Source organism: Actinophytocola sp. (genome assembly GCF_035634895.1).
In the GTDB taxonomy this organism is placed as follows: domain Bacteria; phylum Actinomycetota; class Actinomycetes; order Mycobacteriales; family Pseudonocardiaceae; genus Actinophytocola.
Map to the genome: position 1 here is coordinate 25,142 of NZ_DASQCC010000064.1, position 15,985 is coordinate 41,126.

The window sequence follows — 15,985 nt, forward strand, 5'->3', positions numbered from 1 at the left end:
TACGCATCCGCCGGCCGAGGCAGGTTGGTGTACTGGCGGATATGGCTGACCAGATCTCGGCGTCCCTTCCGCGCCTGGCCGAAGCACTCCTGGAGGTCGGCACCCGTCTGGGGGAGATCGGCGCGGAACTGCACGCCCTCACGCCTCGGCCGGACGAGCCCGCCCCTCCCGGCGGCATTCCGTTGGGGCACGGACCTTCCGTGTCCGGCGCGAGCGCACCGGCCGACCGGCCGCGGCCGAGCGAGGCCGGCGCGCGGCCTGGACCCGAGTCGTCCGCGGGTGACCGGCCGCCCGCCGCCGGTCCCGCCGAGCCCGACTCGTCCGCTCGCTCCGCGGCGGGCCAGGCGCCTCCCGCGACCGGCTCTCCGTCCGCGCACGTTGGGCCCGGGGTGCTCGCGCCGGGCCAGTGGTGGCCGGGAGTGCCCACCGGGACGGGCCACCGTGGCCCCGCTCAGCCCGTCGGCGGGTGGCCGGCCACCGCCACCCACGGCCAGCAGCCGCCCCCGGGAACGCCTCCCGGCGGCCTCCCCGGTTGGGGCGCCCCGCAGCCCTACCCGTACGGCCCGCCCACCCCACCGCCTCCGCCCGGTCCCACCCTCTGGGAGCGCCTCAGCCGCGACGGTGCCGGTAGCCGCATCCTCGCCTGGGCAGGCGGCGTCGTCACCCTCGCCGGTGTCGTGCTGCTTCTCGTCCTCGCCATCCAGCGCGGGTACCTCGGACCGCTGCCGCGGGTCCTGCTCGGCGCCGGTCTCGGCGTCGTCCTCACCGCCATCGGCATGTGGCTGCACCGCAGTCCCACCGCCCGCACCGGTGCCTACGCCCTCGCCGCCACCGGGGTCGCCGTCGGCTATCTCGCCGTGGTCGCCGCCACCACGCTCTACGGGTTCCTCCCGCCCTGGGGCGGGCTCCTGGCCGGCCTCGTCGTCACCGCCGCCGGGATCGCCCTCGCCGGGCTCTGGGACTCGCAACCGCTCGCGGTCTTCGTGGTCGTCTGCTGCGCCGTGTCGGCCCCGATCATCACCAATGGGTTCGACGCGCTCCTCATGAGCTTCCTGCTCGTCCTCCTCCTCGGCGCGACACCCGTCCAGCTCGCCAAGCGCTGGAGCGGGCTGCTCCTCGCCGCGGGGTTGCCGCCCGTCGTGGTCTGCCTCGTCGAGATCGGCCTCGCGGCCGACCACCGCCTCGACCGGGACGCGGTGACCACCGCGGTGCTCGCCGGCATCACCAGCGGAGTCGTCATCCTGCTCGCGGTCGTCACCGCGCTGCGCCGCCCCGAGGACGGCTTCACCGTCGTGATGCTGTGCCTCGCACCCGTGCCAGGGCTGATCGCCGCGATCCTGCTGCCCCGCACCGGCGCCACGATCCTCGCCGCCGCCGTCGGTGTGCTGCTCCTCGCCGTCTGGCTGCTCGGCGCCCGGCTTCCGCGCACGTTCGGGCTGATCGCGGGCGGTCTCGCGTCGCTCGCCTTCCTCCAGGCCACCGCCACCTTCTTCGACGGGGACGCCCGTCCCATCGCGTTCCTCGCCGAGGCGTTGGTACTCACCGTGGTCGCCGCCCGGCTGCGGCTCGTTCCGGCGCTCGCGCCGGCCGGGCTCTTCGCGCTCGTCGGGTACGTCCTCGGGCTCGTGTTCACCGCGCGGCCGGACCTGCTCGTGCGACCCCGGCCCGGCGGCACGGACGCCGGCGCGGCCGTGTCCCTCGGGGTGACCGGCGCGTTGTACGCCGCGGTCGCGATCACGTTGTGCTGGGCCGTTTTCCGCCTCGGCGTGCTGGCCGGCGACGATCATGCGCCGCATGGCTGGGTGCCCGCCGGACTGCTGGCGCTGTACGGCTCCACGGCGACGTTCCTGGCCGCCGGACTGCTGGTCTCGCCGGACCGGGACGGCTTCCTGCTCGGTCACGTGCTCGTCACGGTCTCGTGGACCGTCGCCGCGTTCGTCCTGCTGCTACGCGGAATCGACTCGGTGCCGCTGCGGCTCGCCGGGCTGTCGCTGGTGGTCGCGGCGCTCGCCAAGCTCGTCCTGTTCGATCTGTCCTCTTTGGACGGCATGGCACGTGTCGCGGCGTTCCTCGTCGCCGGGCTGGTGCTGCTCGCGGCCGGCGCGCGGTACGCCAAGCTCGTCGCGGGACGTGCCCGGCCGTAACTCTCCGCACGGCGCGGCCGTTCACCCGTGTCGGGTGATTTCGCGGTGGCTCGACACGGACCCCTACGCGTCCGACGGCGGGATGTGCCTGGGACCCGACTGGAGTTTTTCTGGGCGTGCCGGCACGGATGCGGGCGGGTGGTGCACTATCTAGGGGTGAGTCCCGAAGATCCGGAGCGGTTGTACGTGGCGCTGGGGCACAACCGCGGTGACTTCCACCCGGACGCACCCTGGAACCGCGACCTGGTCGACCAGCACCGCATGTGGTGTCTCGACCAGCGCGAACGTGGCTGGTTGCTGCCGGGCGAGGTGCCGGCGGACAACCTGACGATCTTCGCCACGGCCTCCCGGTCCGAGCTGGCGCGGGTGCTGGACCTGGACCCGCTGGTCACGGCCGGCGTACGCCACTACGCCATCACCAGCTGCTTCGCCGTCGAACCCGCGGTCGACCTGCTCAGCGACCCACTCTGCTGACGGTCGCCTGACACAGCCGATCTTCGCGACCGCGCGTTCCTGACCGGTTCGCGTTCGGGGGTCCCGCTTCCGCGGCTCTCCCTCGCCTCTCCGAGGTCAGGCCTTCGGCGAGGTGGAACTTCTCCGAAGCCTTGTCTCCTGGTTCCACTCCTCTGCTCCCGCAACGAAACATCCTGTATTGACTATATAGATGTCCAAATTTTTTGCCTGGGATTGTGGACTGGGGCGAGGGAGGGTGAGTGGGCAACCCAGCACACGCAAAAGCGCACAGAAGGGCGGGGACGCGCGCCAGGGACCGCCGTCGAACGGGGCTTCGAGCGCGCCGGGCCGGTGCTACTGGACCGGTGCGCTCTCGATGACCGTCCAGCCGGTGTGCTTGCCGTTGAGGGCGTCGCCGGAGGAACGGCGGCGGACACGGCGGTAGATCCACGGCAGCACGTGATCCCAGTAGTACCTGGCCTCCCCGAGCGCGCCACGCGGCAGCGGCGACCTGGCGCGGTCACCCGCCGGCGCGTCATACCCGAGGGCCGTGAGCACGCGGCTCGCCACCCGCCGGTGCCCGGCCGCGTTGAGGTGCAGCCGGTCGGCGGACCAGTAGCCCGGCCGCCGCAGCTCGACGTCGCGAAAGCAGTCCACGAACGTGATGTCGTTGGCGGCGGCCAGTTCGGCGGCCCCGATGGTCAGTTCCTCGCCGCGGCGGCGGATCGTCCTGCCGAAAGGCAGCCCGTCCGACGGATCCCCACCGCTGAGCAACACCAGCCGGACACCTGCCTCCGCGCAGCGCCGCACCGCCAGCTCGGTGAGCTCGATCAACCGTGCCACGTCGGTGTTCGGGCGGAGCATGTCGTTGCCGCCGCCGTTGAACGTCATCAGCGTGGGTGCCGGGTCGAGCGTGAGGGCCGCGTCGAGCTGGTCGGTGACGATCGACTCGAGCAGGCGGCCGCGGATCGCGAGGTTGGCGTACTGGACGGTCTCGCGGCCGGCCGCCAGGCCCGCGGCCACCAGGTCGGCCCAGCCACGCACCGTGCCGTCCTGAAGCTCGTCGCCTACCCCCTCGGTGAAGCTGTCACCGATCGCCACGTACCGCACCCGCACACCCTCCCGCCGACCTGCTCCTAACCCCTCAACTCTGCTCCCGGGCGGGTCCGTCCGGCCATATGGCCATGGTCACGCCGCCGCTCGCGGACCGGGTCTGGCTACGTCATTCGTCCCGGGCCGCGGGACCGGGCGAGCTCCTACCCTGGGTGGATGGACGTGTCGTTCGGCACCATCTGGGAGGCCGTCGCCCGGGAGATGCCCGAGGTGGTGGCGGTTTCCGAGCCGGGCGCGACCGCACCTACGCCGAGTTCGAGGACCGGGCCGCGCGCCTCGCGACCGTGCTCACCGACGCCGGGGTCGGGCCGGGGGACAAGGTCGCCTGCTACCTCCACAACTGCGCCGCCTACCTCGAGACCGTGTTCGCCGCGTTCAAGATCGGGGCGGTGCCGGTCAACGTCAACTACCGCTACACCCGCGACGAGCTGACCGACCTGCTCACCGACGCCGACGCCGCGGCCCTCGTCTTCGCCCGTGAGCTCGCCGCCAACGTCGCCCACGCCGTCACGCACGTCCCCACCCTCCGCGTCGCCATCGAGGCGGGTGGCGAGGAGCTGGACCGCCTCCTCGCCACGAGACCACCCAGGCCGGCGGAAACCCGCCCCGGTGACGACCAGCTCTTCATGTACACCGGGGGCACCACCGGCAGGCCCAAGGGCGTCATCTGGCGCCAGAGCGACCTCATGCACGCCGTGGTCGTGCCCATCTACGGTCCCCTGGGCGTCCCCGGCCTCCCCGCCACCCTCGACGAGGCCGTCGCCGTCGCGGTCACCAACGCCGGGAGGGCACCGGTCACGCTGCCCGTCGTCCCGCTCATGCATGGCACCGGCCTGTTCAACTCGATGGGCGCCCTGCTGGTCGGCGGCCGGGTGATCACCACTCGCCCCGGCCGGCTCGACCCCCGGCACGTCTGGGAAACCGTTGCCCGCCAACGGGTCAGCACTCTCATCGTCGCCGGCAACGCCGTCTGCCGGCCGCTCGTCGACGAGCTGGCCGTGCGTACGCACGACCTGAGCTCGCTCCGGTCGGTGATCAGCTCGGGCACCGCGCTCAGCGACCACCTCAAGCACGCACTGCACCGGCGTGCCGAGGTCACGATCTTCGACGCCATCGCGTCCAGCGAGGGCGGTCCCTTCGCGTTCGCCGTCACCTCGTCGGTGGACGACCTCCCGTCCCGGTTCCGCCCGGTCCCTGCCACCAGGGTCTTCGCCGACGGAGATCGGGAGGCCGCGCCGGGAGAGGTGGGCGTCCTCGGCTACAGCGGGCCGATGCCGCTCGGCTACCACAAGGACACGGCCAAGACCGCGGCCACCTTCCGCGTGATCGACGGCGTCCGGTACTCGGTTCCCGGCGACCTCGTCGAGGTCGAGTCCGACGGCGCGATCAGGTTCCTCGGCCGCGGCTCCGGTGTCATCAACACGGGCGGTGAGAAGGTTCACCCACAGGAGGTCGAGGACGTCCTGCTGGCTCACCCGGACGTGACCGACGCGGTCGTCGTCGGCGTGCCGGACGAGACCTGGGGCGAGCGTGTCGCCGCGGTCGTCGCCGTCTCGAACCCCGCGGTGACCGGGCTGCGGGAGCACGTGCGCCGCCACCTGGCCGGCTACAAGGTCCCGCGCACGGTCGTGCTCCTCACCGAGCTGGCGCGGACGCCGACCGGCAAGGTGGAGATCGCGTGGGCGAGGCGGGTCGCCTCCTCAGCGGGCGATCAGCAGGGCGACCACCGCGAGCGCGGCGGGTAGCGCCTGGACGAACAGGATCCGCTTCGTGGCCGTCGCGGCGCCGTACAGCCCGGCGACGATCACGCAGACGAGGCCGTAGAGCGTGAGCTGGAACTGATCCGCGACCAGGCCCCACACGAGCGCCGCGGCGAGGAAACCGTTGTACAGGCCCTGGTTCGCGGCCAGCACCTTGGTCTCCTCGGCGAACTCCGCGGTCAGGCCGAAGCCCGCGCGGGTGCGTGGTGCGGTCCACAGGAACATCTCCAGGACCAGGATGTAGACGTGGATCAGGGCGACGAGCCCGACCAGTACGTCCGCGACGACGCTCACACGCGTTCCTCTCCTCAAAGGGGTGACCGGACGGTATCGCTGTCAGGGTGGCTTCGTCGTGTTACCGGCGTGTGCGTGTCGTGTCAGCGCCGAGGTCGATCGTTGCCGGCATGACAGCTTTTGTGGAGTGCGAGGGCCTGGTGAAGCGGTACGGCCGTACGACAGCACTCGCCGGTGTCGATCTCGCCGTGCCGCGCGGCACGGTGTCGGGGCTGCTGGGACCGAACGGCGCCGGGAAGACGACCGTGGTGCGGATCCTGGCGACGCTGCTCGACCCGGACGCCGGCGCGGCGCGCGTCGGCGGGTTCTCGGTGACCGAGGACCCGGAGCGGGTGCGTGGGCTGATCGGGTTGACCGGGCAGTTCGCGGCCGTGGACGAGGCGCTGACCGGGTTCGAGAACCTGGTGCTCGTGGGGCGGCTCTTGGAGCTGCCCCGGCGGCTCGCCCGCGCGCGGGCGAGCGAGCTGGTGGACCGGTTCGGGCTGACCGAGGCCGCGGGACGGCTGGTGAAGACGTACTCGGGCGGGATGCGCAGACGGCTCGACGTCGCGGCCAGCCTGGTGGCGGCCCCGGCGGTGCTGTTCCTGGACGAGCCGACGACGGGCCTGGACCCTCGGTCGCGGGGCGAGGTGTGGGACCTGGTGCGCTCGCTCGTCCGCGAGGGGACGACCGTGCTGCTGACGACCCAGTACCTGGAGGAGGTCGACCAGCTCGCGAACGGCATCGTGGTGCTCGACGAGGGGCGGGTCGTGCGGACCGGCACCCCGGCCCAGCTGAAGGCGGCCGTCGGTGGGCAGACCCTGCACGTCCGCCCGGCGGACCACGACCGCCTGGCGGAGGTCCGGAGGATCGTGGTCGCCGCGGTCCGGGGGAACCTCCACGAACAGGACTCGCCCGACGAGACGTCCGTGTCGGTGGCGTTGCCGCCCGGTGGTTCCGCCGGGGCCGTGTTGGCCGAGATCGGTACCCGGCTCGGCGGGGCCGGGATCGAGGTCGCCGAGCTGGGGGTTCGGCTGGCCAGTCTCGACGAGGTCTTCCTCGCGCTCACGGGACAGGGCGCATGAGCCCCGTCCGTGCCGCCCGGCACTCGCTCACGCTGGCCCGGCGCAACCTCACGAAGTTCCGGCACACACCGGACCAGCTGCTCGACGTCCTGCTGATGCCGGTCACCTTCGTTCTCATGTTCGTCTTCCTGTTCGGCAACGCGGTGTCCGGCGACTGGCGCACCTACCTGCAGTTCGTCATCCCCGGGATCGCCGTGCAGGCCCTCATGTTCGCCACGCTCGGCACGGCCGTCTCCCTCAACACAGACCTCCGCACGGGGATCTTCGACCGCTTCCGCAGCCTCCCCGTCGCCCGGTCCGCGCCGCTCGTCGGCCACATTCTCGGCGACGCGCTCAAGTACGTGCTGTCGATCGCGCTCGTGTTCGGGTTCGGCGCGGTACTCGGCTTCCGGCCGCACGGCGGCCCACAGGCCCTGCTCGCCGCCCTCGGGTTGCTGCTCGCGTTCGCGTTCGCCATGTGCTGGATCGCCACCCTGATCGGGGTCGTGGCGCGGACGGCGGAGGTCGTGCAGGCGTTGAGCCTGGTGCTGATCTTCCCGTTCACCTTCGGCAGCAACGTCTTCGTGCCCACCGGCAAGCTCCCCGGCTGGCTTCAGGCCTGGGTACGCGTCAACCCGGTCACCCAGGTCTCCGACGCCGTGCGGGCGTTCGTGCTCGACCGGCCCGCCGGCGACTCGGTCACCTGGTGTCTACTGTGGACAGTGGCCATCATCGTGGTGTTCGCGCCCCTCGCGGTGCTCGCCTACCGCCGGCGGTAGCAGCTCGGCGCGGGCCGCCGCCGAGTCCACTGTGGACGCTGTGGTGAACTCCTCGTCGAAGGCCGGCCCCAGTGCCGCACGGGCCGCCGACTCCGTGTCCCGGACGTCGGGGTCGCCCATGTCCACCCCGCCACGCACCGCGGCGGCCAGGCCCAGCAGCCGGGCCGCCGCGTGCGCGTCGTCACGAGCCATCGCCACCTGGGCCATGGCCTCCGCCGCCTCGGCGGTCAGCGACCCCGCCGCGAGGTTGACACCCGCCAGCCGCAGCGCCCGGGTCAGCCGCTCGTCCGCCGCGGCGGGATCACCGGCGGCCGCGGCACCGCGGCCGGCCTCGATCAGCGCGTGCACGAGCAGGTACGTCTCCGGCCATCCCGGGTTGCCGGCCAGTTCGGACAGCAACCCGGCGAGGGTGGCCGGCCTGCCGGTGCGGCGCGCCAGCGCGGCAAGACCGATCCGGGCCATGGCCACGACCGCGCTCGCCCGGCTGTCCTCGCCGGCACGCGTCAGGTCGGCCCTGGCGCCCTCGATGTCCCCCGCCCGCAGCCGGTACCGGCCGCGTTGCGCCCGCAGCCACAGCGCGTCCGTCGTCGCACCGAGCGACTCCGTCAGCGACAGGGCCCGGTCGACCGCCTCGATCGCCTTCTCGTGGCGGCCGTACACGCTGTGCACGCCCGCCACACTGCTCGCCGCCGACGCGATGCCCCACCGGTCCCCGGACGACTCGAACCTCGTCAGCGCCGCCGCGTAGTGAGCTGCCGACGCCGGCAGTTCGCCGCGGGCGCCCGCCGTGTGGCCGGCCATCAGTTCCGCCTGTGCCGCGACCCAGTCGTCGGGGTGGGACGCCAGCTCCGCGGTGGCGGCGGCGCCGGCCGGTCCACCCAGGACCAGTGTCATGAACGCCACCGCCGGATGCCACGTGCGCGGGTCCGGCCCCGCGCACCGGCGAGCGGCCTCGGCGGCGGCCCGGCCGCGCTCGGGATCCTTCTCCGCGTGGTACATCGCGTCGAACGCGTGCACCGCCGGTGGGATCGTGCCGGCGGGCAGTGCCAGTGCCCGCCGCAGCCAGCCGGCCGCCTCGTCGTGGCTGTCGCGCAGGGTCCAGTACCAGCCCAGCGCCGCGATCAGCCGCAGCGCCGTCGCCGCGTCGCCCGCGTCCACCGCCCACCGCAACGCCGCGGACACGTTGCCGTACTCACGGTCCAGCTCCGCGAACCACCGCAGCTGCGCCGGCCCGCGCAGGTTCGGCTCTGCTTCCTCCGCCAGCGCGAGGAAGTACGCGGCATGCGCGCGGCGCACCCGCGCCGCCTCGTCGTCGGTCAGCTCGCCGGCCACGAACGCGCCGATCGTGTCGAGCATCCGGTACCGCGGCGGCCGGCCCGGCACGTCCAGCAGCTGCAGGAACGACCTGTCCACCAGGCTGGCGAGCAGGTCGTCGACGTCGCCGCACACCGCCCGCGCCGCCGCGAGCGTCGCCCCGCCCGTGAACACCGCCAGCCTGCGGGCCAGCGCCCGCTCCTCGCCGGTCAGCAGCCGCCAGCTCCAGTCGACCACCGCGAGCAGTGTCCGGTGGCGTGGCAACGCGGTCCGGTTCCCACCGGTCAGCAGCCGGAACCGGTCGGACAGCCGGGCGGCGACCTCGGCCAGCGGCATCGAGCGCAGCCGCGTGCACGCCATCTCGATCGCCAGCGGCAACCCGTCCAGGCGCCGGCAGATCTCCGCCACCGCGCCGGCGTTGTCCGCGGTGACGACGAAACCGGGACGCGCGGCGGCGGCCCGGTCGGCGAACAGCCGGACCGCCGGGTAGCCGGCGGCGGCCACGCCTTCCGGCGGCGTCGCGAGTGGACCGACCGGATGCAGGAACTCACCGCCGATGCCCAGCGGCTCACGGCTCGTCGCCACGATCCGGACGCCGGGGCACGCGGCCAGGATCCGGTCGGCCAGCCGGGCGCAGGCGTCGACGAGGTGTTCGCAGTTGTCCAGTACCAGCAACGCCTGCCGGTCGCCGAGGTCGGTGGTCAGCATCGCGACCGGGTCGCCCGCGCGGGTGCCGGGCAGGCCGGCGTGGCGCGGGCCGAGCGCACCGGACACCACGGCCGGCAGCCGGTCCGCGTCGGCGACGTCGGCCAGCTCGGCCCACAACACGTCGGTGTGCCGGCCGGCCAGCTCGGCCGCGAGCCTCGTCTTGCCCGCCCCGCCGGGGCCGACGAGCGTGACGAGCCGGGCGTCGGCCAGCAGCGCGTGCAGCCGGTCCATGTCGTCCTCGCGGCCGACGAAGCTGGTCACCGGAGCACGCGGGCCGGCGCGCCTTTCGTTGCCGCCACGCAGGATCGCGGTGTGCAGGTCCCGGATCTCGGGGGAGGGGTCGGTGCCGAGCTCGGTGGCGAGCGCGCGGCGCAGGTCCGCGTAGACGGTGAGCGCCTGTGCCGGGCGGCCGGCCGCGACCAGCGCGCGCATGTAGGTGGCGGCGAGCCGTTCCCGGAGCGGGTGCGCGGCCACGAGGCCGGCCAGCTCGGCGATGTCCTCGCCGCCGGACGTCAGGTCCGCCAGGTCCTCGACCGTGCGCAGCCGCAGCTCGGTGAGCCGGGTGGCGTCGGGCAGGTCGGCCCGTGGGTCACCGCGCCCCAGTCGCAGTGCCTCGGTGAACCGGTCCCGCGCGGCGGCCGGGTCCCCGGCGTCGCGGCTGGCCCGGCCCTCGGCCGCGAGCCGCTCGAACGTGGTCACGTCGGCGTCGACGCCGGCCAGCCGGTAGCCGGCGGCCGAGTGGGCCAACTGGAGGCCGGGGAGGGTTCGGCGCAGGCGGGAGACCAGGGTCTGCAGGGCGTTCGCCGCACCCCGCGGGGGATGCGCACCCCACACGGCGTCGATCAGCTCGGCGCCGGACACCGGCCGCCCCGCGCCGAGCACGAGCCGGGCGAGCAACGTCCGCAGCCGCGTCCCGGGCACCTCGACCGGGCGGCCGGCGTCGTCGCGTACCTCCAGCGCCCCCAGCAGTCCGACTCGCACGCCGCCAGGCTCTCACACCCCGGGCGCGGCACAGGGCGACTCAGGCGCCTATGTACTCGTCGTTGGTGACGTGGTCGCCCCACTCGGTCTCCGTGCCCTCGCCCGGGGACTCCCACATGGCCAGGTGGACCATGAAGTGGCCGGGCGCCGCGCCGTGCCAGTGCCACTCGCCGGGCGGGGTGTGGATCGTGTCGCCCGCCCGGATCTCGAGCACCTCGCCGCCACGGGCCTGGATCCGGCCCACGCCGTCGACGACGTGCAGCGTCTGGCCGACGGCGTGCGCGTGCCACGCGGTGCGCGCGCCCGGCGAGAACCGGACCGTGTTGACCCGCAGGCGGGACGGCTCCTCGCCGCGCGCGATGACGTCGAACCACACGTCCCCGCTGAACAGCTCGGCCGGACCCTTCACGGTCTCCTGCTTGGGCAGGATCTCCACTCGCTCTCTCCTTTCGTCGTGACCTCCGCGCCCAGTTCTACGCTGTCGGCCGTCCGGCGGCAGGTTCTGGCATCGCGGGGCCCCTAAGCTTCTCGGCGTGGAGACCGACCTCACCCTCGCCGACGGCAGCACGTTGCACGTCTACGACACCGGCGGCGCCGGGCTCACCGTCTTCTGGCACCACGGCACCCCCAACATCGGCGCACCGCCCAAGCCTCTGTTCGCCGCCGCCGACCGCCTCGGCATCCGCTGGGTGGGCTACGACCGGCCCGGCTACGGCACCTCGACCCCACGCCCCGGCCGCGACATGGCCTCGGCCGCCACCTACGTCACCGCCGTCGCCGACGCACTGGACATCGGCGAGTTCGCGGTCATGGGTCACTCCAGCGGCGGCCCCCACACCCTCGCGACCGCTGCACTGTTGCCTGACCGCGTCCTGGCCGCCGTGAGCGTCTCCGGGCTCGCCCCGTTCGACGCCGACGGTCTCGACTGGTTCGCCGGCATGGCACCGGGCAGCGCGGGATCCCTACGCGCGGCCGCCAGCGGCCGCGCCGCGAAGGAGGCCTACGCGGCCGAGTTCGACCCCGAGACGTTCACTCCCGCCGACCACGCCGCACTCGACGGCCCGTGGTCGTGGTTCGGCGAGATCGTCCCACCGGCCATCGCGGCCGGACCAGCCCCACTGATCGACGACGACCTGGCCAACGTCGGCCCCTGGGGCTTCGACCCTGCCGACATCACCGCCCCCGTCCTCCTCATGCACGGCGACGCCGACCGCATGGTCCCCGCATCCCACAGCATCTGGCTAGCCAACCAAATCCCATCCGCCGAACTCTGGCTACGCCCCGGCGAAGGCCACATCTCCACCCTGAACCACGCCGAACCCACCCTAACCTGGCTAACCACCCATTCCCCCTAGCCAACCCCACCCGCCCAAACCACCCGCGAGTCCCGCGTTGAAACACCGCGAGTCCCGCGCTCAGACACCCCGAGTTGCGGTTTCGTGCAGGTGGCGGGTCTGTCCCAGAGGGACTGTCGCGGGAACGGCTCTGGCGCACTTTCGGTGGTGGCGTGCTGTGTTCAGCCGGGCAGGATGCGGAAGCGAAGGAGCCACCGCGCCGGAACCAGCGCTGCACAGAGTGTCCATCGTCAGGGAGATCAGCCCTGTCGGCAGGTGATGGCTGACGCACCTGAGCACCGATCCCCCGCAACGAGACATGACGTTGGGTGGTCGATCATGCTCGCCCGCACCGCCGGCCGCTTACCGTCAACGTCGACTGAAGCGATCACCTGCGGCAACACCCTCCGAACACGCAGGCGGGCGGAAATCGTGGCCACACTCACAAGCTGATCTTGCTGTCACGCTTCGCGACCACCGAATTGCGCCAGAGCCGTTTCTGCGATAGATCCGTCCCAGATCTTGGAACCGCCCCAGGGTGCGTGTGCACGAAACCGCAACTTGGTATGTGCGAACGCGGGACTCGCTATGTTTGGGCGCGGGACTCGCGGGTGGGTTGGTTGGGTGGGGTTGGGGGTGTCATGGGGGTTGCGGCGGTTTGGGTTGTGGGGAGGATGTTTTTTGTTGCTATGTGGGCTATGTAGCCGTCGGGGCGGATTAGGAGGAGGGTGTCGGTGGTTAGGCCGTAGAGGCGGGTGAACTCTGGGGAGTTGGTGGCTGCGATGGACTTCAGTGGGGCGCCTGTTGTCGGCCAGAGCAGGCCCGCCAGGGCTGTGGTTGCGCGGTCGCCGTGGGCGATGGCGGTGAAGTGGGGGCCACGGAAGGCGTCGAACAGGCGGATTTGTTCGCCCTTCGCGTCGACCAGTTCCGCGTTCGGGGCGCGGTCGCCGACCCGCAGGGTCGAGGTGCTCTCGGCGCCGGCCGGGGCCAGCGGGCCGCCGCGGTAGGTGAGCTTGAGCTGCTGCACCTCCTTGCCCCGCTTGACACTGGACGGGTCGAGCTTCGCGATGCCCTCGTACTTCTTGGTGGACAGGCCGATCACGCTCGCGGCGATCGGCAGCCGCTCGGCCTCGTAGGTGTCCAGGAGTGCCGGGTTGGCGCCGGCCAGTACCTGCGCGAGCTTCCACCCCAGGTTGTACCCGTCCTGCATGCCGGTGTTCAGCCCCTGCGCGCCCGCCGGCGTGTGCACGTGCCCGGCGTCGCCCGCGAGAAAAGCGCGGCCGCGGCGGAACGCCTCGGCCAGCCGGATGTTGGGCCGGAACAACGACTTCCACCGGATGTCGTGCACCCTGACGTCGTACCTGGCGAGGCGCCGGTTGATCTCGTCCTCGTCGGCGGGCGGCTCCTCGTCTAGCTTCAGCTGGAACATCCACTGGAACAGGTCGCCGCCGGGCAGCGGGCACGCGCCGGCCTTGATCCTGGCCCACACATGCCACCGGTCACGGGACAGCCCGGTGGTCCGGGCGTCGAAGAGCAGCACGCGTTCCAGCTCGTCGGTCGACCCGAGGAACCCGATGCCGAGCTGGTGGCGGACCGTGCTCGACCCGCCGTCGGCGCCGACGAGGTACCGGGCCGTGATCCGCTCGCCGCTCGCCAGTGTCGCCGTGACCGTCTCGTCGTCCTGGGTCAGCCCGACCAGCTCCGCGCCGAACTCCACGCTGTGGCCCAGGCTCGCCAGCCGGGCGTGCAGCGCGCGGTCGGTGCGGAACTGCGGGACCAGCCAGGTGTTGGGGTACGGGACGTCCGTGGTCGCCTCGTGGTGGGGGAACATCCGCCATGGCACGACCCACCGGCCCATGTGCACGCCGAGCTTCGGGTACTCGCTGCCGCCCGCCAGGACATCGTCGACCGCGCCGAGGTCGTCGAGGACCTCCAGCGTGCGTGGCTGCACACCCTTCGCGCGTGAACCGTCGAAGGCGTGCGGATCCTTGTCGATGACGCGAATGCCGACACCGCGGCGGGCGAGGTCGATCGCCAGCGTGCTTCCGGTCGGTCCGGCGCCGACGATGAGCACATCGACCGTTTTGTCGGCATGAGCCACCGCGAACCCCCACTGAGCACGATCAGGACGCACGAACAGCGCCAGATCGTACTCGGCGGGGGCTCACCACGTCACTACGACAACTTGAGTACCGGCTTGTACATGTCCAGCCACAGCGCGATGTCCAGCATGCGCTCCAACCCGGACCGGACGGGCTGGTCGATCCGCTCGGCCCGCGCCGCCTCGCGTACCCAGTTCCGGTCCGCGATGTCGAACACCTGATGGTCGGTCGACAGGTACTCGCGGACGTTCCGCTGCAGCCGCCGCGCGTACTCGGGATCCTGCGTGGACGGGTACGGCGACTTGACCCGGTCCACCACGGACCGCGGCAGCACGTCGGCCGTCGCCGCCCGCAGGAGGGACTTCTCCCTGCCGTCGAAGGACTTCATCGACCACGGGGTGCCGTAGACGTACTCGACGAGCCGGTGGTCGCAGAAGGGCACCCGCACCTCGAGCCCGACGGCCATGGAGGCGCGGTCCTTGCGGTCCAACAGGATCCGCACGAAATGGGTGAGGTGCAGGTAGCAGATCTCCCGCATCCGCGACTCCAGCGCCGACTCGCCCGGCAGAGCCTCCACTTTGGACAGTGAGGTGCGGTACGCGTCGCGGACGTACTCGTCGAGCCGCAGGTTCTCGACCAGCGCGGGGTTCAGGATCTGCCCCCGCGCGCCGCGCTGCCGCGCGAGCAGCGCGAGCCACGGGAAGGTCGCGGCCCTGCGGGCTTCCGGGTCGAAGAACTGGCGGTACCCGCCGAACACCTCGTCGGCGGACTCGCCGGACAGCGCGACCGTCGAGTGGCCGCGGATCGCCGTGAACAGCAGCAGGAGCGACGTGTCCATGTCACCCATGCCGTTGGGCAGGTCGCGGGCGCGGATGACCTGACGACGCACCGCCGGGTCGGCGAGCTGTTCGGCGCTCAGCACGATGTCCTCATGCTCGGTGCCGGCCAGCTCGGCGACGTCGTGCACGTACGGAGTGTCCGGAGTGGACCGCATCTCGTCCGGCACGAAGTTCTCGGTCTGCCCGACGAAGTCGACGGCGAAGCTGCGGACCCGCTCGTCGAGCTGCCGGGCCGCGAGGGACGTCAACGCCGAGGAGTCGAGGCCGCCGGAGAGCAGGACGCAGCGCGGCACGTCCGCGACGAGCTGGCGGCGCACGATGTCGTCGAGCAGCTCCCGGACGCGGGCGACGGTCGTGTCGCGGTCGTCGGTGTGCTCACGGGTCCGCAGTGCCCAGTACCGCCTGGTGTGTGAGCCCGTGCGGTCGACGGTGACGATCGTGCCCGGCTCGACCTCACGCATGCCGTCCCACACCGCGTGTCCGGGGGTCTTGACGAACGCGAACAGCTCGCGGATGCCGTCGAGCGTGACGGTCGGCTCGACACCCGGGTTGGCGAGGATCGCCTTGGGCTCGGAGCCGAAGAGGACGCCGTCGGCGGTCTCGTGGAAGTAGAAGGGCTTGATGCCCATGCGGTCGCGGACCATGACGAGCTTCTCGTGCCGGCCGTCCCAGATCGCGAACGCGTACATGCCGTTGAGCCGGTCGGCGAGCGCGAGGTCCCATTCGAGGTAGGCGTGCAGGACGACCTCGGTGTCGGAGGAGGTCGTGAACCGGTGGCCCCGCCCGGCCAGCTCCTCGCGCAGCTCGGTGAAGTTGTAGGTCTCCCCGGAGTACACCATCGCGACCGGGCCTTCCGGTGTGTCCACCCGCATCGGCTGGCGCCCACCGGGCAGGTCGATGACGGCGAGCCGCCGGTGCCCCAGCGCGGCGTGCTCGGTGGTGAACGTGCCCCGGTCGTCCGGTCCCCGGCACGCCATGGTCTCGGTCATCGCGTCGAGCGTGGCCTGTTCCCCCCGCAGGTCGTGCTGGAAGGCGACCCAGCCGGTGATCCCGCACATATTCCCTCCTTGCGTACACGGCAAGTCACTGAACGTGCAGGTCCATTAGACACCTATGTAACT

Annotated in this window: 12 protein-coding genes; 6 read left to right on the plus strand and 6 right to left on the minus strand. The window is 72.3% G+C overall.

From position 1 onward, the window contains the following. The first annotated feature begins 41 nt into the window (after positions 1 to 41). The gene (locus VET29_RS09240; protein WP_324917565.1) at positions 42 to 2,144 is read left to right on the plus strand and encodes a DUF2339 domain-containing protein; all 2,103 of its coding nucleotides are present in this window, start codon (positions 42 to 44) and stop codon (positions 2,142 to 2,144) included. 156 nt (positions 2,145 to 2,300) lie between these two features. After that, complete coding sequence (locus VET29_RS09245) at positions 2,301 to 2,618, plus strand: hypothetical protein (protein WP_324917569.1); 318 nt, start codon at positions 2,301 to 2,303, stop codon at positions 2,616 to 2,618. Positions 2,619 to 2,951: 333 nt separating this feature from the next. On the opposite strand, the gene VET29_RS09250 is transcribed toward VET29_RS09245, so the two are convergent. After that, a complete protein-coding gene (locus VET29_RS09250) occupies positions 2,952 to 3,707 on the minus strand; it encodes an SGNH/GDSL hydrolase family protein (protein ID WP_324917572.1) in 756 nt (251 codons plus the stop codon). 155 nt (positions 3,708 to 3,862) lie between these two features. Here VET29_RS09250 and VET29_RS09255 point away from each other — a divergent pair, with 155 nt between their 5' ends. Further along, positions 3,863 to 5,455 carry an AMP-binding protein gene (locus VET29_RS09255; protein WP_324917574.1) on the plus strand — a complete coding sequence of 531 codons (1,593 nt, stop codon included), beginning with the start codon at positions 3,863 to 3,865 and terminating at the stop codon, positions 5,453 to 5,455. On the opposite strand, the gene VET29_RS09260 is transcribed toward VET29_RS09255, so the two are convergent. Continuing rightward, complete coding sequence (locus VET29_RS09260) at positions 5,411 to 5,764, minus strand: DUF1304 domain-containing protein (RefSeq protein ID WP_324917577.1); 354 nt, start codon at positions 5,762 to 5,764, stop codon at positions 5,411 to 5,413. The two genes, VET29_RS09255 and VET29_RS09260, sit on opposite strands and share 45 nt — an antisense overlap. Before the next feature lie 110 nt (positions 5,765 to 5,874). Between VET29_RS09260 and VET29_RS09265 the strand changes: the two genes are divergently transcribed. Together VET29_RS09265 and VET29_RS09270 are read left to right on the plus strand one after the other, a co-directional pair. Continuing rightward, on the plus strand, positions 5,875 to 6,828 hold the full coding sequence (locus VET29_RS09265; protein WP_324917580.1) for an ATP-binding cassette domain-containing protein: 954 nt from the start codon (positions 5,875 to 5,877) through the stop codon (positions 6,826 to 6,828). Continuing rightward, positions 6,825 to 7,586: an ABC transporter permease gene (locus VET29_RS09270; RefSeq protein ID WP_324917584.1), complete on the plus strand. Its 762-nt coding sequence runs from the start codon at positions 6,825 to 6,827 to the stop codon at positions 7,584 to 7,586. The genes VET29_RS09265 and VET29_RS09270 overlap by 4 nt, the downstream gene beginning before the upstream one ends. Here the strand turns inward: VET29_RS09270 and VET29_RS09275 are convergent. Both VET29_RS09275 and VET29_RS09280 read right to left on the minus strand, forming a co-directional pair. Continuing rightward, positions 7,518 to 10,589: a BTAD domain-containing putative transcriptional regulator gene (locus tag VET29_RS09275; protein ID WP_324917587.1), complete on the minus strand. Its 3,072-nt coding sequence runs from the start codon at positions 10,587 to 10,589 to the stop codon at positions 7,518 to 7,520. The genes VET29_RS09270 and VET29_RS09275 overlap by 69 nt on opposite strands. Before the next feature lie 40 nt (positions 10,590 to 10,629). Then, positions 10,630 to 11,025 carry a (R)-mandelonitrile lyase gene (locus VET29_RS09280; RefSeq protein ID WP_324917591.1) on the minus strand — a complete coding sequence of 132 codons (396 nt, stop codon included), beginning with the start codon at positions 11,023 to 11,025 and terminating at the stop codon, positions 10,630 to 10,632. A 97-nt stretch (positions 11,026 to 11,122) separates the two neighbouring features. Here VET29_RS09280 and VET29_RS09285 point away from each other — a divergent pair, with 97 nt between their 5' ends. Next, positions 11,123 to 11,944, plus strand: coding sequence for an alpha/beta hydrolase (locus tag VET29_RS09285; RefSeq protein ID WP_324917594.1), 822 nt, complete (start codon positions 11,123 to 11,125; stop codon positions 11,942 to 11,944). A 565-nt stretch (positions 11,945 to 12,509) separates the two neighbouring features. On the opposite strand, the gene VET29_RS09290 is transcribed toward VET29_RS09285, so the two are convergent. Next, on the minus strand, positions 12,510 to 14,024 hold the full coding sequence (locus VET29_RS09290; protein WP_324917597.1) for an FAD-dependent oxidoreductase: 1,515 nt from the start codon (positions 14,022 to 14,024) through the stop codon (positions 12,510 to 12,512). Between the two features lie 74 nt (positions 14,025 to 14,098). After that, positions 14,099 to 15,922, minus strand: coding sequence for an asparagine synthase (glutamine-hydrolyzing) (asnB, locus tag VET29_RS09295; RefSeq protein ID WP_324917601.1), 1,824 nt, complete (start codon positions 15,920 to 15,922; stop codon positions 14,099 to 14,101). Positions 15,923 to 15,985 lie beyond the last annotated feature (63 nt).